Source organism: Campylobacter sp. CFSAN122748, from assembly GCF_045277125.1.
GTDB lineage: Bacteria > Campylobacterota > Campylobacteria > Campylobacterales > Campylobacteraceae > Campylobacter_D > Campylobacter_D jejuni.
In genome coordinates this window covers 685,523-710,087 of the sequence record NZ_CP116953.1, presented here as the reverse complement: position 1 = coordinate 710,087, position 24,565 = coordinate 685,523, and the positions used below count along the sequence as shown (strand labels likewise).

The following is a 24,565-nucleotide window of genomic DNA, read 5'->3' as shown; positions in this document are numbered from 1 at the left end:
AATCTTACTTAAGCATATTTATTAGAAATTTCCTCTACTATACTATCAGAGATAATAAAATCTGTATGATAAAGCAGGCAAGATCCCGCGCTAATAACTTTTAAAACAAGTTTTTTATTATTTTTTTCATTAGGATTATGTGCATTTCTAGCAATTTCATGAATTTCATAGATTAATTCTCTATTTAACCTTGTCAAATCTAGCTCTATGATATTTTTTTCAAATTCCTTAGGTTCTGCGGTAAAATGATTTTCTTCTTTATTTTTAAAATCTTTTTTTGTGCCAAATTTTTTTATAGCTTTAATCTCACCATCTTCAAGACTTTGCAAGTCTTTAATTGCTTTTAAAAAAAAGCTGGGCTTTTCCCCTCCTTCAGCTTTAAATCCCAATACAAAACCATAAGCATTATTTTTCAAATTTTCATCTTTAATGATATTTTCTATTTCTTCTACATTACTTTCAAATACAGTAGCATCAAACGAAGAATAATAATCCAAAATTTCAATTCTACCATAACGCTTATTATTTTTACTCATCATAGATTTAAAATCTTCAATTTTACCTATACTTAAAATTTCTCCATTGTTTTTTAAACCTTCAAACTCTAAACTTTTAACATAATCTATGGCATTAATTTGTTCATAAAATCGATCTAAAGGATGGCCTGAAACATAAATTCCTAAAATTTCTTTTTCATATCCCAATTTTTCCATCACTTCAAATTCTTCATTTTTGGGAGTAAAATTTACTTGAACACCTGAAGTTAACTCCTCTTTACCAAAAAGAGAACTTGCAGCATTTTTTCTTACTTCAGCCATTTTACGCGATGCTTCGCTAAGATTTTCCATATTATCAAACAAAGCTTTTCTAGTAAAACCAAACTCATCAAAAGCCCCTGCTTTAATAAGACTTTCTAATGTTCTACGGTTTATCTTGGTAGGATCTATCTTACCTAAGAAATCATTAATATCCTTAAATTCTCCATCTTGCCTTGCTTCAAGTAAATTTTCAACTGCAGGAATACCCACACTTTTTATAGCCCCAAGTCCGTATATAATAGCATCCTTGCCATCTTGCTCTAAAGCACTAAATTCACGGATCGCTTTGTTAATCGATGGAGGTAAAAGTTTAATATTCATTTTTTTCATCTCATCAATATAAACAGCAATTTTATCCACATTGTTTTCTTCGCTTGTTAAAAGCGCTGCCATAAATTCACTAGGATAATAAGTTTTTAAATAAGCTGTTTGAAAAGTAATCAACGCATAAGCCGCAGAGTGAGATTTATTAAAACCATATCCTGCAAATTTTACGATAAGCTCCCATAAATCTTCAGCTTTTACTCTATCATATCCTTGTTTTTCTGCTCCATCTGCAAAATCAGTCTTAAGCTTCTTCATCTTCTCAGGATCTTTTTTACCCATAGCACGACGCACTACATCAGCACCTCCTAAAGAAAAGCCACCTATAATTTGAACAATTTGCATAACCTGTTCTTGATAAACAATAACCCCATAAGTAGGTTCTAAAACCTTTTCTAAACTGTCAAAAGGATATTCTATGCTTTTTAAACCGTGCTTTCTATCGATAAAATCATCAAGCATTCCTGATTCCATAGGACCTGGACGATAAAGCGCAAGAACCGCAATGATATCTTCAAAACGCTCTGGTTTTAAGCGTGCATTTAAGCTTTGCATACCGCCTGATTCGATTTGAAAAATCCCTAAAGTATTTCCACTTTGTATGGTTTTATAAACCTTGCTATCATTTACATCTATAGTTTCCCAAATAATGTCTTTATTGTAACGCTTTTTAATAAGCTTGATTGCATTATTAATTACTGTTAAAGTTTTAAGACCTAAAAAGTCAAATTTTATCAAATCCACATCTTCTAAATGATCTTTAGAATACTGCGTTACTAAATGTCTTTCATCATTTTTACTTTGTCTAAAAAGCGGAGTTTTCTTCCATAAACTTTCATTAGAAATTACAACACCCGCTGCGTGCATACCAGCATTGCGATTTAATCCTTCCAAAGCTCTTGCATACTCCCAAACTTCAAGACCTTTAGGATGACGATCGATAAATTCTTTGATTTTAGGTTCTTTTTCATAAGCAGCATCAAGAGTGATTTTAAGCTCTTCAGGCACAAGTTTAGCAAGTTCATCAGCATCTTGAATACTCATATCACAAACTCTAGCCACATCACGAATCACCCCTTTAGCCAAAAGTTTACCAAAGGTAATCACCTGTGCAACCTTATCCGCTCCATATTTATCAATCACATAATCAATCACTTCAGCACGTCTGTCTTGACAAAAATCCACATCAATATCAGGCATGCTCACACGCTCAGGATTTAAAAAACGCTCAAAAAGTAGACTATAAGGAATAGGATCTAAATCCGTAATCCTTAAACAATAAGAAACCAAACTTCCTGCAGCTGATCCTCTTCCAGGGCCTACTGGAATACCTTTATCCTTAGCCACTTTAATAAAATCATGAACAATAAGCATATAACCTGAAAATTTCATATTTTTAATGATGTTAATTTCTACTTCAAGTCTTTGTTTGTATTCTTCATGCTTACTTTCATCGATAAATTTTAATCTCTCTTCAAGTCCTTTTTTACAAAGTTCTTCAAAAACCATGTCATCATTATCAAAGCTAAATTCTTTTGTTTCTTCAGGTAAGATAATATTATGATCTTTAGCATATTCTCTTGTAAATTTAAAATTCGGTGGAGTGGGATTGCCAAGATTAAGCTCTAAATTACATTTTTGTGCGATTTCTTGTGTATTTTCTATAGCTTCTGGAATATCTGCAAAAAGCTCACTCATCTGCTCAGGACTTTTAACATAAAATTCATGCACACTATGACGCATTCTATCAGGATCGTTAAGTTTTTTTCCCATGGCTATACACATAAAAACCTCATGGGCAGCCGCTCTTTCTTTAAAAGTATAATGCGTATCATTTGTAGCAATGATTTTTATATTTAATTCTTTAGAAAGTCTGATAATATCATCATCTATCATTCTTTGATCGCCTATACCATGACGCATGATTTCAAAATAAAAATCATCTTTAAAAACTTTTTTATACCATAATGCCGCTTCTTTTGCTGCTTCATAGCCTTTTGCACCAAAACGCACATTTCTTTCACTATAAGTATTTAAGTGCCAATTTACTTCACCTTGCAAGCAAGCAGAAGAGCAAATAAGACCTTCGCTATAATCTTCCAAAAGCTTTTTATTGATACGCGGATAATAATACAAACCTTTAATATAACTTTGAGAACTTAAATACATTAAATTTTGATATCCGATCTCATTTTTTGCATACAAACAAAGGTGAAAACGCTGACGAGAACTTTTATCATCTAATTCATCATGATTATGTAAATACGCTTCCATACCAATGATAGGTTTTAAACCTTGTGCTTTCATTGTTTGATAAAAATCAATTGCCCCAAACATATTTCCATGATCTGTCATAGCAACACTTGTAGCACCCTGCTCTTTTAAAGTCAAAGCTAATTCTTTAAGTTTATTGGCTCCATCAAGCAAAGAATATTCTGTATGTAAATGCAAGTGTGTAAATTGACTCATTTTCTTCCTTTAATTTTTTAAGGCTTATTTTAATTTTGATAAAAATTATAAATTTTTCTCGCTGAATTTGAAAGAAATTAGCCCTAAATTTCAACTTAAATTTGACAAAAAGGCAAAAATTCAGCCAAAATAAACTATAATAAAGTCTAAGATTTTAATCTTAATAAAAAGAACTTTTCAAAGGATGAAATGATGAAAGTAAAAATTGCTTATTGCAATCTTTGAAATTATCGCCCACAAGCTGCAAGGATTGCAGAAGAACTACAAAGCGATTTCAAAGATGTTGAAGTAGAATTTGAAATTGGCGGCAGAGGTGATTTTATCGTTGAAGTAGACGGAAAAGTTATCTTCTCTAAAACACAACTTATTAATTGCGAAAGTGAAAGATTTCCATATCAAAATGAAATTAATCAATTAATAAAAAATAGAGTGTAATCAAACACTCTATCATAACATTTTCTCATATTCCTTACCAATATATATGTTTTGCTCATACTCGATAATAGGACGCTTAATACAACTTGGATTTTCTAATACAATTTTTTCAAGTTCTTTTTCATTTAAATTTTTAACTTTTTCTTTGTTTAAGCCAAGTTTTTTAGAAGTTAATCCAGCAGTATTGATAAGTTCTTCAAAAGATTTTTGTTTTAACCATGTGTATAAAATATCTTGATTAATCTTCTTAATATCCATAAAATCAAACACAATACCTTTTTGTGTTAAAGCATCTATAGCTTTCTTTACAGAATTGCAATTTTTAATACCATAAAATTTCATTTTCTAGCCTTTTTTACCAAATCTGCGATTAAAAAAGCAAGTTCTAATGCTTGATCCGCATTAAGTCTTGGATCGCATTGAGTCTCATAACGATCTTCCAAGCTTTGAGCAGTAACATTGCTTGCACCACCTGTGCATTCTGTTACATCTTTCCCAGTCATTTCAAGATGCACTCCACCTGGATAAACCCCTTCGCTTATTGCAATCTCAAAAAAAGATCTCACTTCTTGCATAATTTTATCAAACTCACGTGTTTTAAAATTGCCTGCTTTTACCGTATTTCCATGCATAGGATCTATGCTATATACTAAATTTAAACCTTCACTTTTAAGTTTAGAGAAAATTTTTGGCAAATTATTGATAATTTTATCTGCACCCATGCGGATAATAATATTTAATCTTCCTTCTTCATTATTTGGATTTAAAACATTTGCTAAAGCTATGATATCATCAGCACTTGCACTAGGTCCTATTTTAACCCCTAAAGGATTTTTTACTCCACTTAAAAAATGCACATGAGCTTCATCAAGCGCCCTTGTTCTTTCACCTATCCAAAGCATGTGAGCTGAACAATCGTAAATTTCTCCACTTAAACTATCCACTCTAGTTAAAGCTTCTTCATAAGGCAAAAGTAAAGCTTCATGTGAAGTATAAACACTAACTTCTCTTAGACTTGGAGTATTACTTGTATTAATTCCACAAGCTTCCATAAAAGCTAAAGCTTGTGAAATTTTTTCACTGATATCAGTATATTGCTTATGGAGTTCACTCTTTTTTAAAAAGCCCAAATTCCAACGATGTACTTCATGTAAATCTGCTAAACCACCCTTAGCAAATCCACGCAACAAATTTAGCGTTGTTGCGCTTTGATAATAAGCTTCAAGCATTCTATGTGGATCAGGAATGCGTGCTTGTTCACTAAATTCAAAACCATTAATAATATCACCACGATAACTAGGAAGACTTATACCATCTAACTCTTCAAAATCACTACTTCTTGGCTTGGCAAACTGCCCTGCAATACGACCAATTTTTATAACAGGACATCCACCAGCAAATGTAAGTACTATAGCCATTTGAAGTAAAATTTTAAACATATCACGGATATTTACAGCGCCAAAATTTTCAAAACTTTCAGCGCAATCTCCACCTTGAAGTAAAAAAGCTTCTTTTTTACAAACTCTTGCTAAAGACTTTTGAAGATTTCTCACTTCTCCAGCAAAAACCAAAGGAGGAAGTTTCTCAAGTCTTGCTAAAACTCTATTCATTTCCTCTTGATCTGGATAGATAGGTTGCTGTTTTATAGGATAGTTTTTCCAAGAATTCTTAGTCCACATGGTTTTTTCTTTCGTTTTATTTATCAGCTTCCTCTATAAGTTGAATAACCAAAAGGAGAAAGGGTTATTGGAACATGATAATGTTTCTGATCTTTAGAAAGCTCAAAACTTACCTCTACAAAAGGATAAAAAGTATTTATTTTGTGTGATGTGTAATAGTCTTTTGTAAAAAATTTAAGCTTATAAATTCCAAAAGCCCTATTTTCAGCTTTTTCATATGGTAATAAATCTCCTATTCTACCATTTTCTTCGGTAAATTCTTCACTTACTTTTTTCCACTGTTGATTTGCTTCCAACTTATAAAGCTCAACTTTTACTTTAGGAGCAGGTTGTCCAGAAGTAATATCCAAGACATGAGTACTTAATTGATATTCAGTAGCACTCAAAAACATTGGCACGCTTGCTAGTATTAATAAAGTTTTTTTAATAGAAAACATTTTCTCTCCTTGTATAATATTTACAAGAAATATTATACAAGAGTATTATTAATAATTAAAATCAAATAAATAATAATTATAAATTAATTATAATTATTTAATTGTTAAACTTATAATAGAAAATAATTATAAATTATTTTTTAAGCTCTTTAATACGCGCTGCTTTACCACGTCTATCTCTTAAGTAGAATAATCTTGCACGGCGTACACGACCACGACGCAAAACAGTAATACTTTCTAAACTTTCACTATAAATAGGGAAAATTCTCTCAACGCCAACATTATTAGCGCCAATTTTACGCACGATAAAAGTTTCACTTACGCCATTACCTCTTCTAGCAATACAAATACCCTCAAAATTTTGGATTCTTGTTTTATCCCCTTCTTTAATGCGAATTGCAAGCTTTAAAGTATCACCAGCACGAAAATCTGGAACATTTTTACCTTCAATTTGTTTTGCTTCAAATTGTTCTATATATTTATTTTTCATAAAAAATCCCTTATTTTTTGCGTTCATGCTCTAAAAATAAATCTGGACGAAAAAATTTCGTTTTGCAAGACGCCAAAGTAGTTTTTAAACTTGCAATTCTAGCGTGATTACCCTTTAAAAACTCTGAAGGAGTATAAAATTTTTTATTTTTTTTCTCAAAAATAAAAGGTTTTGAAAAAGCAGGCGCTTCGAGTAAATTATTTTCAAAGCTTTCTTCTTTCAAACTTTCCATATTTCCTAAAACCCCATTAACATTTCTTAAAATCGCATCACACATTACAAGCGCAGGTAATTCTCCTCCTGTTAAAATAAAATCCCCTATACTAAAAATTTCATTCGCAAAAATTTCAAGCACTCTTTCATCTATACCTTCATAGCGCCCACATACAAAAACTATATGTTCTTTTTTACTTAAGCGTTTGGCGTCTTTTTGATTAAAGGTTTTACCACTTGGATTTAAAAAAATAAAATAGGGATTTTCTTTTTTTTCTTGAATACTTCTTAGCACCTCATACATAGGTTCAGCTTGCATCAAAAGTCCAGCTCCACCACCTATTTTATAATCATCGACTTTATGATAGGAATTTTTAGAAAAATCTCTTGGATTATAAAAATTAAGTTTGAAAAGTTTTTTTTCTTTTGCTCTTGCAAGTATAGAATCTTGAAAGTAAAATTCCATAAGATTAGGGAACAAAGAAATGAAGCTAAATTTCATGAATTTTCTAAAATTAAAAAAGCATCTTGCGTGCAAAAAATCTGTCGTTTTTCTATATCTATATTTTTAACAAATTTATCTAAATATGGAATAAAAAATATTTTAGGATATTTTTTTTCAACCCATTTTTCATCACTTTGAATTTCAAATAAATAAGAAGCTCCAGTTTCCAAGATATCAACCACTTTACCTAATCTCTTATCTTCTTCAAAAACTTCACACTCTAAAATATCAAAATAAAAAAACTCATCTTTTTTTAATTTACAAGTTTGTCTACTTTTCTCGATACTCTGAAAAAGAATAAGATTAGTTAATTCTTTGGCCTTTTCTATATCTTCATAATTTTCAAATAAAACAGTAGAATTGCTTGTATTATAATGCTTAATCTTTAACATTTCTTTAGTGTTTTTTATAAAAAAAGTAGCATCTTTTTTAAATTGAGAAGAAAAGTCGCTCAGGTTATGCAATTTTACATAACCCTTAAGACCCACAGTTTTACCAAGTTTTGCAACTTGAACAAAATCTTTTTCACTCAAGTGCTTTTACCGTTACTCTATAAGAACTTGCATCCTTGCTCTTATAAGCAGAGATTACAGTTTTTATAGCATTGATCATTTTTCCATTTTTACCTATAAGCTTACCTGTATCAACCTTATGTGCAAAAAGAACAATCTCAAAAAAATTTTCACTTAATTCAATTTTTTGAGTATCAATCTGTTCAGGATAATCTGCAATTAATTTTGCGTATTCTCTAAGAAAATTCTCTACCATGATTATTTGCTAGTGATAGAAGCAACTTTATCGCTAAGTTTTGCACCAACGCTTTTCCAATAAGCTAAACGCTCTGCATCAACTTTAATTACTTCAGGTTCTACCATAGGATTATAATACCCAATACTTTCTATCCAACCACCATCACGACGTTTTCTACTGTCCGTAACTACAATACGATAAAATGGTCTTTTGGTTCTACCCATTCTTGTAAGTCTAATAACTGTCATTTATACTCCTTAAAAAATTAAAAATTTTATTTATAGATACTATAAAAAGTATTTATAAATAAAATTTAAAATTGTCTTCTAGCTTGACTCATCATTTGTGTCAAACTCTCCATTCCTTTTTTACCTGAAAATCTTTTTGCAAGTTTTGCTGCATTGCTAAATTGTTTTAAAAAACGATTGACTTCTACCTGAGAAAGACCTGCTCCCTCTGCTATACGACGCTTTCTAGCATTATTTAATAAATCAGGATTTTCTCTTTCTTTTGGAGTCATTGAAGAAATCATTGCTTTAATGTGTATAATTTCTTTAGAATTATCCAAATCTATATCTTTTACCGCATTTGCCATTCCACCAAGTCCTGGTATCATACCGATTAAAGACTTCATACTTCCTAATTTTTTAATACTTTCCATTTGGTTAAGAAAATCATTAAAATTAAATTCCCCTTTTTTGATTTTTTGATTGAGTTTTTTAGCTTCTTTTTCATCAATCACTGCAGCAGTTTTTTCAGCTAAAGTAGCCAAATCACCCTCGCCCATAATGCGACTTACTATACGATCTGGTATAAAAACTTCTAAATCTGCTACTTTTTCACCTACACCAATAAATCTTAAAGGAATACCGATTTGTTTTGCTATACCCAAGGCTACTCCACCTTTAGTATCTGCATCAAATTTTGATAAAATTACCCCGCTGATATTCAAAGCTTCATTAAAACTAGCCGCAGTCTTAACCCCATCTTGACCACTCATTGCATCAGCAACATAGAAAATCTCATCAGGATTTAAAACATCCTTAACTGCTTTTAATTCATTCATCAAAGCCTCATCTATAGCCAAACGTCCAGCAGTATCTACAAGCAAAACATCCACCATGGAACTTTCAGCCTTTTTTAAAGCCTCTTTAGCAACTCTAATAGGATCTTTTTCATTTTCTATAAAGAAAAGTTCAATTTCATTAGCTTCACAAAGTTGTCTTAGTTGCTCCACTGCCGCTAAACGCTGCAAATCACAAGCTGCAACTAAAACTTTTTTATTGCGTAATTTTAAATAATTTGCGAGTTTGATAGTGCTTGTAGTCTTACCGCCTCCTTGCAAACCTACCATTAGAACTACTGTTGGGGGTTTAGAAGTAAAAACAAAACCTTGATTTTTGCCATTGACACTTAAAATATTTTCTAAATTTATTTTAATGGCATTTAAAAATTGTTTTTGACCTATGCCATTTTGTTTTACATCTTCTTCTATTAAAGTCAAAAGCTCTTTAGTTACCTTATGATGAACATCTGCTTTTAAAAGAGCTTTTTTTAAGGTTTCTAAAGCGTTCTTAAGTGCTTTTTCATCATCAACAAAACGTAATTTATTAATCGCTGATTTAAAAGATTCGCTGACTAACTCAAACACTTTATCACCTTTCTATAAAATTTTTAAATTAAACCTTGCATTATACAAAATTTTTTCTTAAATGGCTTTAAAAATCTAAATTTTTTATATCAAAGCCAAATTTTGCAAAACCACTATCTAAATTAGCCCTAAAATGATAATTAAAAATTTTAATTTCATAGCTATGCAAATACATTCTATCGCTTGAAATTTTAGCATATTTTTCATCACCTACAACGCCATGTTTTATAAATTTAGCATGCACTCTGATTTGATGAGTTCTACCTGTTTGAATAACTATTTTTGCTAAGGTTTTTTTTGACTGCATCATGATAGGAGTAATGATACTTAAAGCACTTAAACCATCTTTTGAAACTTTACTTAACGCCCCGCCTTTTACTTTTATAGTAAAAATAGGTTCATTCACTTCAACCTCTTCAGCCAAAACCCCATCTAAAACCGCAATATAACTTTTATAAACCCTGTGTTTTTTAAATTCTTCTATACAAAGCTTTCTAAAATCTTCATCTTTACAAAGCAAAATCACACCACTTGTTTCTTTGTCTAAACGATTTAAAAGCTTGGCATTAAATTTTTTCTCTAAATCTTCACTCACATAAGCATAAGGTTTATTAATAGCAATAATCTTATCATCTTCAAAAATAATTTGAGGATTTTTAGCTTTTATCACATTAAATCTTGCCTTATCGCTCATCAAAGCTCTAGCAACCACAACTTTTTTTCCATGTGAAAAAACACAACCCTTATCAATCAAATCTTTAGCTTCACGATTTGAAATTTTTTCTTGCAAAGCTAAGAGTTTATAAGCTTTTTCTTGCATCAATTCCCTTTTGTATAGTTTGTATGATAAGATCTAAATTTTCTTTTTTGGAAATTTTAGCTTTTAAATTTAAATAATGAATTTTATCATTTAAATCTTTTAATTTTTCACAAAAATATACATTTTCCACTTCTTCAAACAAAACCTTTTGATTGTGAATAAATTTCCCACTGATTAATACATTGTTAAAATATGCCGCTTCTATAGGATTATGTCCTCCTATGCCTTCTATGAAAGAACCTCCAAGCACAACAACATCAGAAATTGCATAAAAATTTACAAGCTCCCCTAAAGCATCTAAAAGCAAAATTTTTTTAGAAAATTTCTTATTTTCATCTTTCAAAGAACTAAATTTTTCAAATTCTAAACCTTTGTTTAAAAGCAAATTTTCAACTTCTTTAAAACGTTCAGGGTGTCGTGGGGCGATAATGAGTTTTTCATTTTCTTCTAGTTTAAAATGATCAAGCAAAAGCTCTTCTTCATCCTTATGAGTACTGGCAAAAATGATAAGTTTTTCCTTAGGTTTGGTATAAATTTTATTATTTTTAATTTCTAAATTTGCCTTAATATTTTTAAAAATTTTAACATTTTTAGCTCCCAAACTTTCAAGTCTTGCTTTATCTAAATCGCTTTGAGCAAAAACTTCATCAATATAAGAAAAAATTTTTTTATAAAAAAAAGAAAATCTTTGATAAGAATGATAAGACTTATCAGATATTCTCGCATTAAGCAAAATAATCTTAGCCTTATAAATACGTGCCATAAAAACAAGCATAAGCCAATATTCTGCTTCAAAAATTACCAAAACCTTGCAAGGCTTAAGCCAAAAAGGCAAAAAATTTTCAAAAGCAAGATAATTTACCTTTTTACAAAATTCTTTTGCACATTCAAAACCTGTTTGAGTAATAGTAGTTATTCTTGAATCAAATTTCAAAACCAAAGTTTTAATACTTCTTACCTCCCCGTAAGAACAAGCATGAAAATGTACATCAGCTTTTTCTTGATGTAAATTTTTATAAAGAAAAAATCGGGATTTTAAACTAGTTTTGTATTTGGATTTTAAAAAAGAAAGCAAAAGAATAAAGACAGCACAAAATAAAAATGCCATCCAAGTTAAAAAATAATAAAAAAAGATCAATTTTGTTCTTCTTGCTCTTTATAAAGAATTCTTCCACAATGAGGACAAGTTACAATCTCTTCGCCTTTTACAACAGATAGATAGGTCTTATCGTAAATTTTCATAAAACATCCATAGCATGCTTGTTTCTTAACGGGTACTACAGCAGTATTTTTCGCCCATTTGCGAATTTTCTCATAAAAACTTAGAACTTTTTGATTCATCTCGCCCACAAGTTTGGTTTTTTTATCATAAACACTCATTCTATCTTTTTCAAGAACTTCCATTTCAGATTTAATACTTACTCTAATCTCATTAATGTTTTGCTCTTGTTTGATTTTTTCTTCTTCGAGTTCTTTTTTATAAGTTTCTTTATTCTCTAAAATTTTATCCAGTCTTACAATCTCATCATTTGCAGCGTCTAATTGCTCTTTTGCAATATCTTCTTCAATTTTTAAAGCATTAGCTTCTTTTTCTGTTTTTACTGCGCCACTTTTTTTAGAAAGCTCTTTAATTTTTGCTGAAAACTCGGAAATATGAGCATTATTTTGCACTTTTTGATTTTCTATATCTTTGATTTCTTCATCGATTTTTTCTAAATCTGTGTTGATTTTTCCTATTTTTAACTCAGCATCTTTTAAAGTCCTATTAATACTGTCTATTTTTGGTTCATAACTATCAATTTCTTGATCTATTTTTGATAAAAGCACTAATTGTTTGAGATATTTATTCATTTATTTTCCTTAAAAATATTGAAATGGATTTTTTGAAACTGTTATTATAACTTGTAGTGGCAAATTTTTCAAGTCTTTTGCTAAACATTGAGAAAAATATCTCTCACTTTCAAAATGACCTAAATCAATAAGACTGATTTGATTGCTAAGCGCCTCTAAAGCTTGATGATATTTAAAATCTCCACTTAAAAAACAATCTGCATCTACTTTAGAAATTAAATCCCCGCCACTTCCAGTACATATAGCAATACGCTTAATGTCTTTTTTGCCACAATCGCTTACACGTAAAATTTGTAAATTTAACTTTTTTTTCACCCAGTCACACAAAGTTTCAAAAGACATAGAATTTTCTACATAAATTAAAAATTCGTCTTTAAAAAAAAATTTAAAACCTAAAATTTCTTCCGTAAAATAAGTATTTAAATGACTTAAATCATAATTTGTATGCATACTGATTAAAGAAATATTTTTACAAATCATTTCTTTAATAAAAGCCCTAGGATAAGTCTTGTCATATAAATCTTTTAAACCTTTAAATATCAAAGGGTGATGTGTGATAATTAAAGAATTTTCACTCACTTCTTTAATAATATTTTCATCAATATCTAAGCTTAAATAAACAGTTGAAATTTCACCATCCTTATCTCCAAGCAAAATTCCACTATTATCCCATGATTCTTGGATATTAAAGGGACTTAATTGATCTAAAAAATTATAAATTTCACTCAGCTTCATTTAAATTTTTCTTATAAATTTCAGCACAATTTTTTGAAAGTTCACGAATTTTTAACATATAATCTTGTCTTTGTGCTACAGAAATTGCTCCTCTTGCATCCAAAAGATTAAAAGTATGTGCAGCAAGCATACAATAATCATAAGCAGGTAAAGCTAATCCTTGTTCTAAAATATTTTTACATTCTTTGTAAGAGTTTTCAAACTGCTCATTTAAGATTTTAATATCACTTACTTCAAAATTGTATTTACTAAATTCATATTCACTTTGCTTATGCACATCTGCGTATTTAATTTTTTCTCCATTAAATTCACTCCAAACTATATCATAAACATTATCAACATTCTGAAGATACATGGCTATTCTTTCAAGACCATAGGTAATTTCAGCACTTACTAAATCTACTGCTATACCACCAACTTGCTGAAAATAAGTAAATTGAGTGACTTCCATACCATCAAGCCATACTTCCCAGCCTAAACCCCAAGCACCCAAACTTGGACTCTCCCAATTATCTTCAACAAAACGAATATCATGACTTTTTAAATCAAAACCCAAATTTTCAAGACTTTTAAGATATAATTCTTGAATATTATCAGGACTAGGTTTAATCAAAACTTGAAATTGATAATAAGCACCTAAGCGATTAGGATTTTCACCATAACGTCCATCAGTAGGCCTTCTACTTGGAGCCACATAAGCAGCTGCCCAAGGTTTTTTTCCTAAACTTCTTAAAAAAGTTGCTGGATGAAAGGTTCCTGCACCTGCTGGCATATCATAAGGTTGCATAATCGCACAACCTTGCTCTTGCCAATAATTTTGCAAATTAAGTATCATTTGTGAAAAAGTCATTGTATCTCTCTTTATTGTTCCATATTTTCAATAGGTTTTTCTAAATTTTTATTCATTTCCAAATCAGGCTCTGTCTTAGCTCCAAAAATTTCTGCGGTTTTACTCCACATTAATTTATATTTACGCTTGAGAAATTCTATCTCTTCACGCGCATGTTTTAGCTCATTGTTTAAGGTTTCTATAGTTTTTCTATCTTCATCATAAAGTTCTTGCATAGAATAAAGGGCGTCTTTTAAAAATTTATTCTCATTTTTTAATGCTTCAAGTGTTTCATCTTTAGCATCTAAAACTTTTTCATGCAAATTTAAAATAGTTCCTATTGTTTTTTCAACAAAACTTTCTCCTGCTAAAGTCATTGAATTTACCATTGCAGTTTGAGATTTTGCAGAACTAGGTACTACACTAAAAGTACCTTGATGAGCTTCGATGTAAATTTTACCCTCTTCTTCTTTAAAATTTAAAGCCCCATTGGCTATCATACCCTTAACCACATCTTCATTTAAATGCACAAGTTTACAAAATTCTTCAAGTTCAAGATAGGTTTGCATTTTTATCCCTTATAATAAAACTTCTACTTCTTTTGAATCAGATACAAGTTTTTTTTCTTTTTCAAGACGATCTTCTTTAAGCTTTTGTGCTAAATCAACATCATAAATAGCTAAAATTTGCATAGCCAAATAAGCAGCATTGATCGCTCCAGCCTTACCAATAGCTAAAGTTCCTACAGGAATTCCACTAGGCATTTGCACCGTAGAAAACAAAGAATCCATACTTGCAAGATTGCTTCCTGACATAGGCACTCCCAAAACAGGTTTTGTTGTATAAGCTGCAACAGCTCCAGCTAAATGCGCTGCCATTCCAGCTGCTGCTATAAAAACTTTCGCACCTTTTTCTTCAGCATTTGCAATATACTCTTTTGTTCTTTTTGGACTACGATGAGCTGATGAGATAATAAGTTCATACTTTACCCCAAAACTTTCTAAAGTTTTAGCAGCCTCTTTCATAGTCTCATAATCACTCTTGCTTCCCATTAAAATAGAAACAAAATTCATCTATATTTCCTTTCTTAAAAAACTTAATGCACTGATTTTATTTGGTAATTGGATTTCATGTTCATTGCCACTATGAATTTCGCTAAATTCTTTATTGTTTTTAGCAATGAGTTTTTTAAACTCTATAAAATATTTATCCTCTTTTTGATAAATTTTACCTAGTTCATTATCGCAAGTTTGAATCACATCGCCTAAAGGGGCTAAAATTTCATAAGGCGTGTTTAAAACGATTTTCCCTTTACATTTAAAAAAGCTTCCATCTTCGCTTATAGCATGCACTTGATGAGAACCTTCTTCTATGCTTGTATTATGATTTTGCGTGTCGGTTTTTTCCAAAGGACGCGAAACAAGATAGCCATCTGTAAAACCACGATTTTTAAGTGTAGCAATCTCTTTTTCATACTTACTTGACTCAAATTTACCCTCTAAAGCATCTTGTATGGCCATTTTATAAGTCCTTGTTGTAAGCGCAACATAATACTCGCTTTTAGTACGCCCTTCTATTTTAAAAGCACTGATACAATTTTCTTGCATGATTTTTTCTATATAAGAACAAAGATTTAAATCTTTAGAATTAAAAATATGAGTACCATTTTCATCTTCTTCTAAGCGAAATAAAGTGCCATTTTCTGGATTTTTAGCATAAAGCTCATAATTAAATCTACAATCATTTGCACAAGATCCACGATTGCTCATTCTTCCACTTTGCACAGAGCTTATTAAACAACGCCCTGAATAAGCAAAACACATAGAACCATGCACAAAGGCTTCGAGTTCAATATCGCAATTTTCCTTTAAAGCTTTAGCGTCTTTAAGCCCTAATTCTCTGGCAATTACAACCCTTTTAGCACCCATATCCTTATAAACTTGAACATCTAAATAATTTAAAATATTTGCCTGAGTAGAAACATGTAAAGAAATTTCAGGTGCAAGCTCTTTAACAAGACGCATAGCTCCAACAGAAGCTACAATAAAAGCATCGGGTTTCATCTCGCGTAATTTTAATATATGTCTTTTTAAACCTTCAATTTGGGAGCTTAAATGAAAACCATTTAAAGTAACATAAATTTTCTTACCACACTTATGGGTATATTTAATAGCTTCTTCAAAACTTTCATAATTAAATTCTCTTGCGGTGCGTGATCTTAAAGAAAAATTATTCACACCCGCATAAACCGCATCTGCGCCGTAAGCTAAAGCAATTTTTAATTTTGTGAAATTTCCTGCAGGAGCTACTATTTCAGGAATGATCATTTTTGCCCTAAACTTGCAATTAAAGCTTCTATATCATCATTACTTACAACATCGGCAGTACTATCACCTTCAATATGCACTGCAGAACTTACACGTTTTTTATCATCAATTTTACCTTCAAATAAAGAACTCATATAACGGCTTAAAGCACGCATTACATTAATAACACGTTCGATTTTTTGACGATGTATATCTTGATACTGCATTGCATCCATTGCCATCATCACTTCATCTTGTCCGCTTTGAAGATTTCCGACAATCTCCTTGGAACTTTTTTTAGCTTGATTGTTTAATTCTAAAGCTTCACTGAAACTTTCCACATTAGGAAATTTTTCACTAAGTTTAGAAAAAATATCAATATTTTTTTCTATTGCTTTATTTATTTCTTTGAGTAAACTTTCAGAATTCGCAAAAAAATTATTAATACTTTCAAGCTTATCCATCATTTCCGTTGCTTTAAGCTCGCTATCTTTTGTAACATCATCTAACTGATGTACAACTTTATGCTCCTGATTTGGTGGGGGTGGTGGCCATACCACGCTAGGATTAGTTTTGTAATCAGCTATTTTGACATCTTCTAACATCAAAGCATCTTCTTCGGTATTCGATTCTTCGGTTTTTACATCTGCTTCTGTCTCTGAATCAAGATCAACATCACCATTCATCAAAGCATCAAGCTCTTCTTGAGTCATTTTTTTCCTTTTTTTAAATCTAGATTTTCAATAATTGCTCAAAATTATAATCAATTTTATCTAAAACAAAAATATAAATTTTTATTTTTTAATCTTTTTAAATTAAATTTTAAATTTATTAAAAAAAATATATTAATTAAATCTTAATTAAAAATTTTATGATATAATTTTATAAATTTAATTACATAAAAGGAGTAAAAATATGGGAAAATTTGTTAATAATATAGATGATTTTTTCAAATTTTGCAAACAAAATGAAGTGCTTTTTGTTGATTTTCGTTTTACAGATATGATAGGAACTTGGCATCATATTACCTATAATCTTCATGCAATCAATGAAGAAACATTTCAAACTGGTATTCCATTTGATGGAAGCTCAATTCATGGATGGCAACCTATAGAAAAATCAGATATGATTTTAAAACCTGATGTACAAAGTGCTTTTTTAGATCCTTTTACAGCTGACCCTACTATCATAGTGTTTTGTGATGTGTATGATATTTACAAAGGACAAATGTATGAAAAATGTCCAAGAAGCATAGCAAAAAAAGCAATGGAATACCTTAAAAATAGTGGCATAGCTGATACTGCTTACTTTGGACCAGAAAATGAATTCTTTGTTTTTGATAGTGTAAAAATAGTTGATACTACTCATTGTTCTAAGTATGAAGTTGATACCGAAGAAGGAGAGTGGAATGATGATAGAGAATTTACTGATAGCTACAATACTGGACACAGGCCAAGAAACAAAGGTGGATATTTTCCAGTTCAGCCAATTGATTCTTTAGTAGATATTCGTTCTGAAATGGTTCAAACTCTTGAAAAAGTAGGCCTTAAAACTTTTGTTCATCATCATGAAGTTGCACAAGGACAAGCTGAAATAGGAGTAAATTTTGGCACGCTTGTAGAAGCGGCTGACAATGTTCAAATTTATAAATATGTTGTAAAAATGGTAGCTCATTTAAATGGCAAAACTGCCACTTTTATGCCAAAACCTTTATACGGAGATAATGGCAATGGTATGCATGTTCATATGAGCTTATGGAAAGATGGGGTAAATTTATTTTACGATAAAGATGGATACAGTGGACTTAGTCAAACTGCTATAAATTATATAGGTGGAATTTTAAAAAATGCTAGAAGTGTCGCAGCTTTTACAAATCCAAGTTCCAACTCTTACAAAAGAATAGTTCCTGGCTTTGAAGCTCCTTGTATTTTAACTTATTCTTGTCAAAACAGATCAGCAAGTTGTCGCGTTCCTTATGGCATAGGTAAAAATTCAGCTCGCATAGAAATTCGCTTCCCTGATAGCACTGCTAATCCTTATTTAGCTTTTGTTAGTCTTTTAATGGCAGGTCTTGATGGAATCAAAAATAAAACCATTCCTGTAGGTCCTATGGATGAAAATTTATTTGATCTTACTTTGGATGAAATACGTGAAAAAGGGATAGAGCAATTACCGCATACTCTAAGAGGAAGTTTAGAAGCTTTAATCCGACATAATTCTTATTTAAAACCTGTAATGAGCGATATTTTTATCGATGACTATCAGCATTTAAAATTTGAAACACAAGTTTGGCCAGTAGAAGCTCGTCCAACTGCTTATGAATTTAAAACTTGCTACTCTTGCTAAAAATTTAATGGCGTTTAACACGCCATTAAACTAAAAAAGAATTAAAAATTATTTATTTTATATCAACTATCGCTTAAGCTGATTTACAATTCCTAGCATATCATCACTTGTTGTAATTGCCTTAGAACCCGCTTCATAAGCCCTTTGTCCTGTGATAAGATCTGTCATTTCTTCAACAAGCTGAACATTACTAAGTTCTATAAATCCATGTCTTATGGTTCCAAGTCCATCTTGCCCTGCTATACCCGCAAAAGGTGCACCACTTGCTCCTGTTTCAAGATAAAGATTATCACCCATAGAATGAAGACCCGCTGGATTTATAAACTGAACTAGCTCCACTTGGCCAATTTGAGTTTCTTGTTGTTCCCCTGGTAACATTACAGAAACGGTTCCATCTGTAGCAACATTAATTGCTGTTGCACCTTCAGGTATTGTCATTTCAGGTAAAAGTCTATAACCATCTGAATTTACAATATTACCTTCATTATCTTTTGTAAATTGCCCATTTCTAGTATATCCTATAGTGCCATCAGGAAGTTGTATTTGAAAAAACCCATTGCCTGCAATAGCCATATCAAGACCATCAGTACTTGTTGATTTTAAATTTCCTTCAGTAAAAACTTTAGTTACCGCTGTTGGACGAACACCCACACCCACTTCTATACCCGAAGGAGAAAGAGTAGTAGCTGAAGTTGAAGTTCCTGCATACTTCATAACTTGATACATAAGATCAGCAAATTCTGCACGACTTTTCTTAAAACCTGCTGTATTAACATTGGCGATGTTATTTGAAGTAACATCAATTTGTGTTTGCTGCGCTACCATTCCTGTAGCAGCAGTATGAAGTGATCTCATCATCTTGAATCCTTTTTTATTTTATTTTAAATTATTTAACAGCTGCAAGCTTATTGATAGCTTCTTGATTTAAGTCATCCATATGAGCTGTCATAACTTTTTGATACATTTCTACCATTCTGTTTGCTTCAATCAGTCCTACCATTTCAGTAACTGGATTAACATTTGATCCCTGAGAAAAACCTTGGCGAATAGCATTGGAGTTTTTCAAATCTCTAATACGGGTTAGATCATCTATTTTATAGACATTATCCCCATCTTTTTGCAAAGCTCTTATATCATCTACTTGTGCTACAAATAATCTTGCATTTTGAGCTCCGTCAACTTCAATGCTTCCGTTTTTATCAACGCTAATTTGAACAGCACCATTAGGAATGCGTATGCCAGCATTCTGAGGATTATTAAAATAATCACTACTTAATACCTTGTATCCTTGCTTATTTACCAAATAACCCTCATCATCAAGTTGAAAATTTCCATCTTTGGTTAATCTTACTTCTCCATCTTTGGTCTGAACCAAATAAAAAGCATCTTCTCTAGTCATTGCCAAATCCAAAGGATTGTTTGTGGCCTTTAAAGAACCTAGGCTAAAATCCGTATATTCTTGAGAAACTTGTGGGATTTCATCTATTGTAGTATTTACAAAACGAGATGCATCTCTTGTGTGATTTTCTATAGGCAACTCATCCTGAGTTTCTTTAAAAATCCTTTTAAAATCTGCAATAACCACATCATCTCTTTTATATCCACTTGTATTGATATTGGCAAGATTATTAGTAATCACATCAAGTTTATTAAACTGAGTTACCATTCCGCCAGTTGCTTGATAATATCCATTTTGCATATTTTCACCTATAAATTTAAGATTTTATAACTATAAAAGCAAAGAGTGTTCCAACTTTTAAAAACAAAGAAAAATAAATATTTGAAAGATTATTAGGAGAGAATTTTAAACTATAAAAAGCAAGATTTGACTCAATCTTGCTTTAAAAATCAATTTTAATCCATTTGACGACGCAAGAAAGTTGGTGTTTCAATTTGCGCCATTATCTCTTCATCGTAACCACCGCTTACCTTTTTAAGACTTAAATAAGGATTTTTCTTAGAAGCTTGAGCTTCTTCGGTAGATTTTTTAGCTGCTGTATCTTTATCTTCAAACCCTGTCGCAATAATAGTTACTTCAACTCTATCTTCCATGCTATCATCTGTGGTAGAACCAAAAATAATCTTAGCATTTTCATCAACAATTTCTTGTATACTATTTGCTGCTGCCGAAATTTCAAACAAAGAGCAATTAGAACTTGTTTTAAAATGTAAAATAACTCCCTTGGCACCTTTAATATCCATTCCATCAAGCAAAGGAGATTCTATAGCGTTTGAAAGAGCCTCTTCTATAGCATTTTCACCGCTAGCACTACCAACACCCATAAGCGCGAGTCCGCGATGACTCATGATGGTTCTTACATCCGCAAAGTCAACATTAATATCTCCATTATCAAGTAAGATAGACACCATACCTTTTACAGCACGAGCTAAAATATCATCAACCAATCTAAAAGCATCTTTAATGCCTGCTTTTTTATCAATAATGCTCAATAATTTTTCATTTTGAATTACAAGAATAGAATCACTTTCTTTTTTAAGCTCAAGGAGACCGCTTTCAGCAAGTTTTTTTCTTTGTTTTCCTTCGAATGCAAAAGGCATAGTTACAACAGAAACAGTTAAAGCTCCAATCTCTTTAGCTGCTTGTGCAATAACTGGAGTGGCACCCGTTCCAGTACCTCCACCAAAACCTGAAGCAATAAATACAATATCACTTTGACTAAGACTTGCTTTTATTTCTTCAAAACTTTCTCTAGCACTTTCTGCACCTACTTCAGGAAGCATACCAGCGCCCAAACCTTTAGTTTTTTTCTCGCCAAGTTGAATTTTAGTTTTTGCTAATGAAATTGAAATAGCTTGTGCATCAGTATTCGCTGCAATTAAATCAAGATCATTTAATCCCATTTTAACCATATGGTTAATCATATTACCGCCACCGCCACCGCAGCCTATAACCTTAATTTTTGCACCTTTATTATGTTGCATTTCTTCTACTAAAAATTCACTCATAAAAATTTCTCCTTGTTAAAATTGATTCATAATTTTATGCCAGATATTTGAAAAAACACTAGGTTTTTTTTCTTTTGGCTCTTTAAAATCTAATTGTTCTTGTATTGCAATTGTATCATTTTCTTGCAAATTTTCATCAAAAAAATCAGATTTTATTTCACTTTCTGTATCTTTTTGCAAAACAATATCTTGTTTAATTTGACGATTAAAATTTTCAATTTCCCCTTTATATCTTAATTTCTCATTAGAATCAAGTTCATAAGGCGTAAAATATCCCGCTCCATATAAACAAAGTCCTATAGCACAAGTATTTTCAGGATCATTAAAAATTTCACTAAAACCAGTAATCAAATCTTTTCTTGCAGTAGCCAGTCTAACTGAGCGATTATCAAATGTTGCAGGAGCTAGCTCATCAATACCTGCTAACTTAGTCATTCCACCTGTTAAAACAACTCCGCCACCTATAGCATTGGCATAACGATTATCACTTAAGATTTTTGCCAAAATCATCAAAGTTTCTTCCGCTCTTGCATAAATTACGTTTGAAATAATATCCAAAGAAACTTCATTAACTTTTCTTTCATCACCCATTGAAGGAATTTGTATAAGGGTATTAGGCTGTTGCGAAAGAGCTGCATAATTAAGCTTGATTTTTTCTGCTTCTTTTAAAGGTGTATGCAATGCCATTGATAAATCTTGGGTGATATTAATCGAGCCAATTTGCAAACAATCATTATATCTAATTGAATTTCCAGTATGAACAACCATATCACAAATCGCTCCACCCATATCAATCAAAACAGCACCTAATTCCTTTTCGCTATCATCTAAACAAGCTATAGCTGAAGCATATCCTGAAAGAACTATATTATCCACTCTTAAATCAGCTAATTCAACTGCTTTCTTAAGATTTTTAATATGAGATTCTTGTGAAATCACTATATGGGTTGAAACTTCTAAACGATTACCACTCATTCCCAAAGGATCATCAACATGTTCAAGATCATTAACCTTAAAATTATAAGGCAAAACATGGATAATTTCATAACCACTTGGTAGATTGGCAGTATGCTTAGCTGTACTTACAGCACGATGAATTTCTTTAATGCCTATTTCATGATTTGGAATATTAACAACACCTATGCTATCAACGCTTTTAGTATAAGCACCTGATATAGACACCACAACCCTATCATAATGAACTCCGCTCATCATCTCAGCACTTCTAACAGCCTCTTCAATAGATTTAGAAGCAAGCTCTATATTGGTAATGGCACCTTTTTTAACCCCGTTGGTTTTCGACTTGGAAAAACCAATAATTTTTAATCCATCTTCATCTTTTTGAGCAATAATGGCACAAGTCTGGGTTGAGCCTAAGTCAATTCCTAATATATTCAAAATCAATTCCCTTTATAATAAATTTTTATCGGATATATCTTTTTAAGTTCATTAACAAGTTCTTGCTTAAGCTCATTTGCTTTTAAATTTTGCAAATTTTGTTCAAGCATAGTTTTGTATTGTTCAAATTTATCGGAGTTCATATCTAATTTTTGTTTATTTATTTTATATAATATTGCTTTATTGTCATTAATGACCACATAAGAACTATTTTGATCAGTATTAAATACATTCATTAAAAAATAAGCAAATTCAGAATCGTTTAATATTTTATCGCTAACCTTTACACTCTCGCGAGAACTATCTCGACTTACAAAGCCTATATCATCGCCTTTAAAATTTACTAAACTATTTTTAGCTTTTTCTTCTAAATTTTTTCTAGTTTGTTCGCTTAAATACATAGGTAAAACTTCTTCTCTAGCTTCTTCAAAAGTTTTATTTCTTATAGGATCTACTTTATTTAGTTTAACTATGATATATCCGTTATTATAAGGTGCTGGCCGTAAAACATCTCCATTTTTAGCTTTACTCAAAAGATCAATTGGATAATAAACATCAGATTCACTAATATTTTGATCTTTTTGAAAATTATCTTTCCCATTTTTTAAATCTAAAAATTTAGCATTAGCCACATTCTTTAGTTGCATTAAGGCGTAATCTTTAGCAACTTCATTTTTAGCAGACTGAAAATCCATCACTTTACCTGCAAAATCTTTATATTTTAGTTTATTTTCATCTTGATTATAAAATTTTTCTAATTCTTTGTCGTCAATTTTCTCATTGCTAACTGGCAAAAAATAAGTTGAAATTTCATATATTTTTTTAGTTTTATAATCTTCTTTATGTTCATTCCAAAGCTTTTTTAAATCCTCTTCGTTAATCTTAATATTTTTTTTGTCATAATCAATTTTTGCAATACTTAAAGCATCTTGCATAAAATAACTAGAAGCTAACATTTTTAATTCCTCATCTTTGCTAGGAATATTAAAAATTTGATTAAGTTTATCGGTAATTACTTCATTTGCAAGTTGTGTTTCATAATCTTTTGGAGCTAAATTATTGGCATTTAAAAGTTCATAATAAATTGTTTTGTTAAAATCCCCTGTAGGATCTTGAAATTCTCTAGTATTTGCAAGTTTTTGTAAAATTTCATTCTCGTTTACACCAATACCCAAATCTTTGGCAAAATTTAACAAAAGCTTATCTTCAACAAGAGAGCTTAAAGCTATATTTTTAATGCCTAGTTGCTCAGCATTTTCTGGAGTTAAAGCACCATTGCTAATTTGATTATAATAACTTAAAATTTGTCTATATCTAGTATCAAATTCGCTAAAACCTATCTTTTCATTTCCTACAGTTGCAACACTCGAACTTCTATTGAGATTAAAATCATAAGCACCCCAACCTAAAAAGCCAGCGCCAACAAAAGCTATAGTACTAACCCATATAGTAACAACAAGATATTTTTTGTGATGTTGCATCCAAGTAAGCATATCATTCCTTGATTAAATTTAAACCAGATATTGTATCGTAGAAGTGTTT

26 protein-coding genes are annotated in these 24,565 nt (G+C 30.9%); 2 read left to right on the top strand and 24 right to left on the bottom strand.

Annotation, left to right across the window (positions count from 1 at the left end; translation table 11 throughout):
* Positions 1 to 8 precede the first annotated feature (8 nt).
* The gene (gene dnaE, locus OT390_RS03760) at positions 9 to 3,611 is read right to left on the bottom strand and encodes a DNA polymerase III subunit alpha (RefSeq protein WP_032586440.1); all 3,603 of its coding nucleotides are present in this window, start codon (positions 3,609 to 3,611) and stop codon (positions 9 to 11) included.
* A 192-nt stretch (positions 3,612 to 3,803) separates the two neighbouring features.
* Here dnaE and OT390_RS03755 point away from each other — a divergent pair, with 192 nt between their 5' ends.
* Positions 3,804 to 4,046, top strand: coding sequence for a SelT/SelW/SelH family (seleno)protein (locus OT390_RS03755; RefSeq protein ID WP_257225505.1), 243 nt, complete (start codon positions 3,804 to 3,806; stop codon positions 4,044 to 4,046).
* A 12-nt stretch (positions 4,047 to 4,058) separates the two neighbouring features.
* Here OT390_RS03755 and OT390_RS03750 read toward each other — a convergent pair whose 3' ends face one another.
* The 18 genes from OT390_RS03750 to OT390_RS03665 form a co-directional block, all read right to left on the bottom strand.
* Positions 4,059 to 4,388 (bottom strand): ArsC/Spx/MgsR family protein, encoded by a 330-nt coding sequence (locus OT390_RS03750; RefSeq protein ID WP_002859623.1) that lies wholly within the window; start codon positions 4,386 to 4,388, stop codon positions 4,059 to 4,061.
* Entirely contained in the window at positions 4,385 to 5,725 is a 1,341-nt protein-coding gene (locus OT390_RS03745; RefSeq protein WP_002868039.1) for a class II 3-deoxy-7-phosphoheptulonate synthase, read from the bottom strand. The genes OT390_RS03750 and OT390_RS03745 overlap by 4 nt, the downstream gene beginning before the upstream one ends.
* A gap of 23 nt (positions 5,726 to 5,748) precedes the next feature.
* Positions 5,749 to 6,162 (bottom strand): hydroxyisourate hydrolase, encoded by a 414-nt coding sequence (gene uraH / locus OT390_RS03740; RefSeq protein WP_002852246.1) that lies wholly within the window; start codon positions 6,160 to 6,162, stop codon positions 5,749 to 5,751.
* A gap of 133 nt (positions 6,163 to 6,295) precedes the next feature.
* Positions 6,296 to 6,652 carry a 50S ribosomal protein L19 gene (gene rplS, locus OT390_RS03735; RefSeq protein ID WP_002852307.1) on the bottom strand — a complete coding sequence of 119 codons (357 nt, stop codon included), beginning with the start codon at positions 6,650 to 6,652 and terminating at the stop codon, positions 6,296 to 6,298.
* A 10-nt stretch (positions 6,653 to 6,662) separates the two neighbouring features.
* Positions 6,663 to 7,367, bottom strand: a complete 705-nt coding sequence (gene trmD, locus OT390_RS03730) for a tRNA (guanosine(37)-N1)-methyltransferase TrmD (RefSeq protein WP_052800294.1) — start codon at positions 7,365 to 7,367, stop codon at positions 6,663 to 6,665.
* Positions 7,364 to 7,903 carry a ribosome maturation factor RimM gene (gene rimM, locus OT390_RS03725; RefSeq protein ID WP_002868041.1) on the bottom strand — a complete coding sequence of 180 codons (540 nt, stop codon included), beginning with the start codon at positions 7,901 to 7,903 and terminating at the stop codon, positions 7,364 to 7,366. The genes trmD and rimM overlap by 4 nt, the downstream gene beginning before the upstream one ends.
* Positions 7,896 to 8,138, bottom strand: a complete 243-nt coding sequence (locus OT390_RS03720) for a KH domain-containing protein (protein WP_002852144.1) — start codon at positions 8,136 to 8,138, stop codon at positions 7,896 to 7,898. The genes rimM and OT390_RS03720 overlap by 8 nt, the downstream gene beginning before the upstream one ends.
* Before the next feature lie 2 nt (positions 8,139 to 8,140).
* A complete protein-coding gene (gene rpsP, locus OT390_RS03715; RefSeq protein ID WP_002852274.1) occupies positions 8,141 to 8,368 on the bottom strand; it encodes a 30S ribosomal protein S16 in 228 nt (75 codons plus the stop codon).
* 65 nt (positions 8,369 to 8,433) lie between these two features.
* A complete protein-coding gene (ffh, locus tag OT390_RS03710; RefSeq protein WP_032586441.1) occupies positions 8,434 to 9,771 on the bottom strand; it encodes a signal recognition particle protein in 1,338 nt (445 codons plus the stop codon).
* Positions 9,772 to 9,838: 67 nt separating this feature from the next.
* Positions 9,839 to 10,591 (bottom strand): RluA family pseudouridine synthase, encoded by a 753-nt coding sequence (locus OT390_RS03705; RefSeq protein ID WP_002868042.1) that lies wholly within the window; start codon positions 10,589 to 10,591, stop codon positions 9,839 to 9,841.
* Complete coding sequence (gene waaA / locus OT390_RS03700) at positions 10,572 to 11,729, bottom strand: lipid IV(A) 3-deoxy-D-manno-octulosonic acid transferase (RefSeq protein ID WP_061099771.1); 1,158 nt, start codon at positions 11,727 to 11,729, stop codon at positions 10,572 to 10,574. Before waaA ends, OT390_RS03705 begins: the two co-directional genes overlap by 20 nt.
* Positions 11,726 to 12,442 (bottom strand): zinc ribbon domain-containing protein, encoded by a 717-nt coding sequence (locus OT390_RS03695; RefSeq protein ID WP_032586444.1) that lies wholly within the window; start codon positions 12,440 to 12,442, stop codon positions 11,726 to 11,728. The genes waaA and OT390_RS03695 overlap by 4 nt, the downstream gene beginning before the upstream one ends.
* A 9-nt stretch (positions 12,443 to 12,451) precedes the next feature.
* Entirely contained in the window at positions 12,452 to 13,177 is a 726-nt protein-coding gene (locus tag OT390_RS03690) for a Nif3-like dinuclear metal center hexameric protein (RefSeq protein ID WP_032586445.1), read from the bottom strand.
* Positions 13,164 to 14,027 (bottom strand): glycine--tRNA ligase subunit alpha, encoded by an 864-nt coding sequence (gene glyQ, locus OT390_RS03685; protein WP_002868046.1) that lies wholly within the window; start codon positions 14,025 to 14,027, stop codon positions 13,164 to 13,166. The genes OT390_RS03690 and glyQ overlap by 14 nt, the downstream gene beginning before the upstream one ends.
* An 11-nt stretch (positions 14,028 to 14,038) precedes the next feature.
* Complete coding sequence (locus OT390_RS03680) at positions 14,039 to 14,575, bottom strand: DUF3972 domain-containing protein (protein WP_032586447.1); 537 nt, start codon at positions 14,573 to 14,575, stop codon at positions 14,039 to 14,041.
* A gap of 9 nt (positions 14,576 to 14,584) precedes the next feature.
* On the bottom strand, positions 14,585 to 15,079 hold the full coding sequence (gene purE / locus OT390_RS03675) for a 5-(carboxyamino)imidazole ribonucleotide mutase (protein WP_002861384.1): 495 nt from the start codon (positions 15,077 to 15,079) through the stop codon (positions 14,585 to 14,587).
* Entirely contained in the window at positions 15,080 to 16,333 is a 1,254-nt protein-coding gene (locus OT390_RS03670; RefSeq protein WP_032586449.1) for a peptidase U32 family protein, read from the bottom strand. It abuts the gene before it with no gap.
* A complete protein-coding gene (locus OT390_RS03665) occupies positions 16,330 to 17,025 on the bottom strand; it encodes a chemotaxis protein (protein ID WP_394535919.1) in 696 nt (231 codons plus the stop codon). The genes OT390_RS03670 and OT390_RS03665 overlap by 4 nt, the downstream gene beginning before the upstream one ends.
* A 202-nt stretch (positions 17,026 to 17,227) precedes the next feature.
* Here OT390_RS03665 and glnA point away from each other — a divergent pair, with 202 nt between their 5' ends.
* The gene (glnA, locus tag OT390_RS03660; RefSeq protein WP_002852312.1) at positions 17,228 to 18,658 is read left to right on the top strand and encodes a type I glutamate--ammonia ligase; all 1,431 of its coding nucleotides are present in this window, start codon (positions 17,228 to 17,230) and stop codon (positions 18,656 to 18,658) included.
* Between the two features lie 66 nt (positions 18,659 to 18,724).
* Here the strand turns inward: glnA and flgG are convergent, their stop codons facing one another.
* The 5 genes from flgG to OT390_RS03635 all read right to left on the bottom strand — a co-directional run bounded on the left by flgG (position 18,725) and on the right by OT390_RS03635 (position 24,516).
* Positions 18,725 to 19,516, bottom strand: coding sequence for a flagellar basal-body rod protein FlgG (gene flgG, locus OT390_RS03655; RefSeq protein WP_002872614.1), 792 nt, complete (start codon positions 19,514 to 19,516; stop codon positions 18,725 to 18,727).
* 28 nt (positions 19,517 to 19,544) lie between these two features.
* Entirely contained in the window at positions 19,545 to 20,357 is an 813-nt protein-coding gene (locus tag OT390_RS03650; protein ID WP_032586452.1) for a flagellar hook-basal body protein, read from the bottom strand.
* 155 nt (positions 20,358 to 20,512) lie between these two features.
* Positions 20,513 to 21,625, bottom strand: a complete 1,113-nt coding sequence (gene ftsZ, locus OT390_RS03645) for a cell division protein FtsZ (protein ID WP_032586453.1) — start codon at positions 21,623 to 21,625, stop codon at positions 20,513 to 20,515.
* A 15-nt stretch (positions 21,626 to 21,640) separates the two neighbouring features.
* A complete protein-coding gene (gene ftsA, locus OT390_RS03640) occupies positions 21,641 to 23,029 on the bottom strand; it encodes a cell division protein FtsA (protein WP_002859607.1) in 1,389 nt (462 codons plus the stop codon).
* On the bottom strand, positions 23,026 to 24,516 hold the full coding sequence (locus OT390_RS03635) for a peptidylprolyl isomerase (RefSeq protein ID WP_394535744.1): 1,491 nt from the start codon (positions 24,514 to 24,516) through the stop codon (positions 23,026 to 23,028). The genes ftsA and OT390_RS03635 overlap by 4 nt, the downstream gene beginning before the upstream one ends.
* Positions 24,517 to 24,565 lie beyond the last annotated feature (49 nt).

Coding starts and splice junctions, on each gene's coding strand:
- OT390_RS03665 (WP_394535919.1), bottom strand. CDS start 17,025: ATGACTCAAGAAGAGCTTGATGCTTTGATGAATGGTGATGTTGATCTT.
- OT390_RS03705 (WP_002868042.1), bottom strand. CDS start 10,591: ATGCAAGAAAAAGCTTATAAACTCTTAGCTTTGCAAGAAAAAATTTCA.
- OT390_RS03670 (WP_032586449.1), bottom strand. CDS start 16,333: ATGATCATTCCTGAAATAGTAGCTCCTGCAGGAAATTTCACAAAATTA.
- OT390_RS03690 (WP_032586445.1), bottom strand. CDS start 13,177: ATGAAGCTGAGTGAAATTTATAATTTTTTAGATCAATTAAGTCCCTTT.
- flgG (WP_002872614.1), bottom strand. CDS start 19,516: ATGATGAGATCACTTCATACTGCTGCTACAGGAATGGTAGCGCAGCAA.
- purE (WP_002861384.1), bottom strand. CDS start 15,079: ATGAATTTTGTTTCTATTTTAATGGGAAGCAAGAGTGATTATGAGACT.
- trmD (WP_052800294.1), bottom strand. CDS start 7,367: ATGAAATTTAGCTTCATTTCTTTGTTCCCTAATCTTATGGAATTTTAC.
- OT390_RS03695 (WP_032586444.1), bottom strand. CDS start 12,442: ATGAATAAATATCTCAAACAATTAGTGCTTTTATCAAAAATAGATCAA.
- OT390_RS03635 (WP_394535744.1), bottom strand. CDS start 24,516: ATGCTTACTTGGATGCAACATCACAAAAAATATCTTGTTGTTACTATA.
- uraH (WP_002852246.1), bottom strand. CDS start 6,162: ATGTTTTCTATTAAAAAAACTTTATTAATACTAGCAAGCGTGCCAATG.
- ftsZ (WP_032586453.1), bottom strand. CDS start 21,625: ATGAGTGAATTTTTAGTAGAAGAAATGCAACATAATAAAGGTGCAAAA.
- dnaE (WP_032586440.1), bottom strand. CDS start 3,611: ATGAGTCAATTTACACACTTGCATTTACATACAGAATATTCTTTGCTT.
- OT390_RS03650 (WP_032586452.1), bottom strand. CDS start 20,357: ATGCAAAATGGATATTATCAAGCAACTGGCGGAATGGTAACTCAGTTT.
- OT390_RS03745 (WP_002868039.1), bottom strand. CDS start 5,725: ATGTGGACTAAGAATTCTTGGAAAAACTATCCTATAAAACAGCAACCT.
- rpsP (WP_002852274.1), bottom strand. CDS start 8,368: ATGACAGTTATTAGACTTACAAGAATGGGTAGAACCAAAAGACCATTT.
- rplS (WP_002852307.1), bottom strand. CDS start 6,652: ATGAAAAATAAATATATAGAACAATTTGAAGCAAAACAAATTGAAGGT.
- glyQ (WP_002868046.1), bottom strand. CDS start 14,027: ATGACTTTTTCACAAATGATACTTAATTTGCAAAATTATTGGCAAGAG.
- OT390_RS03680 (WP_032586447.1), bottom strand. CDS start 14,575: ATGCAAACCTATCTTGAACTTGAAGAATTTTGTAAACTTGTGCATTTA.
- OT390_RS03750 (WP_002859623.1), bottom strand. CDS start 4,388: ATGAAATTTTATGGTATTAAAAATTGCAATTCTGTAAAGAAAGCTATA.
- OT390_RS03720 (WP_002852144.1), bottom strand. CDS start 8,138: ATGGTAGAGAATTTTCTTAGAGAATACGCAAAATTAATTGCAGATTAT.
- glnA (WP_002852312.1), top strand. CDS start 17,228: ATGGGAAAATTTGTTAATAATATAGATGATTTTTTCAAATTTTGCAAA.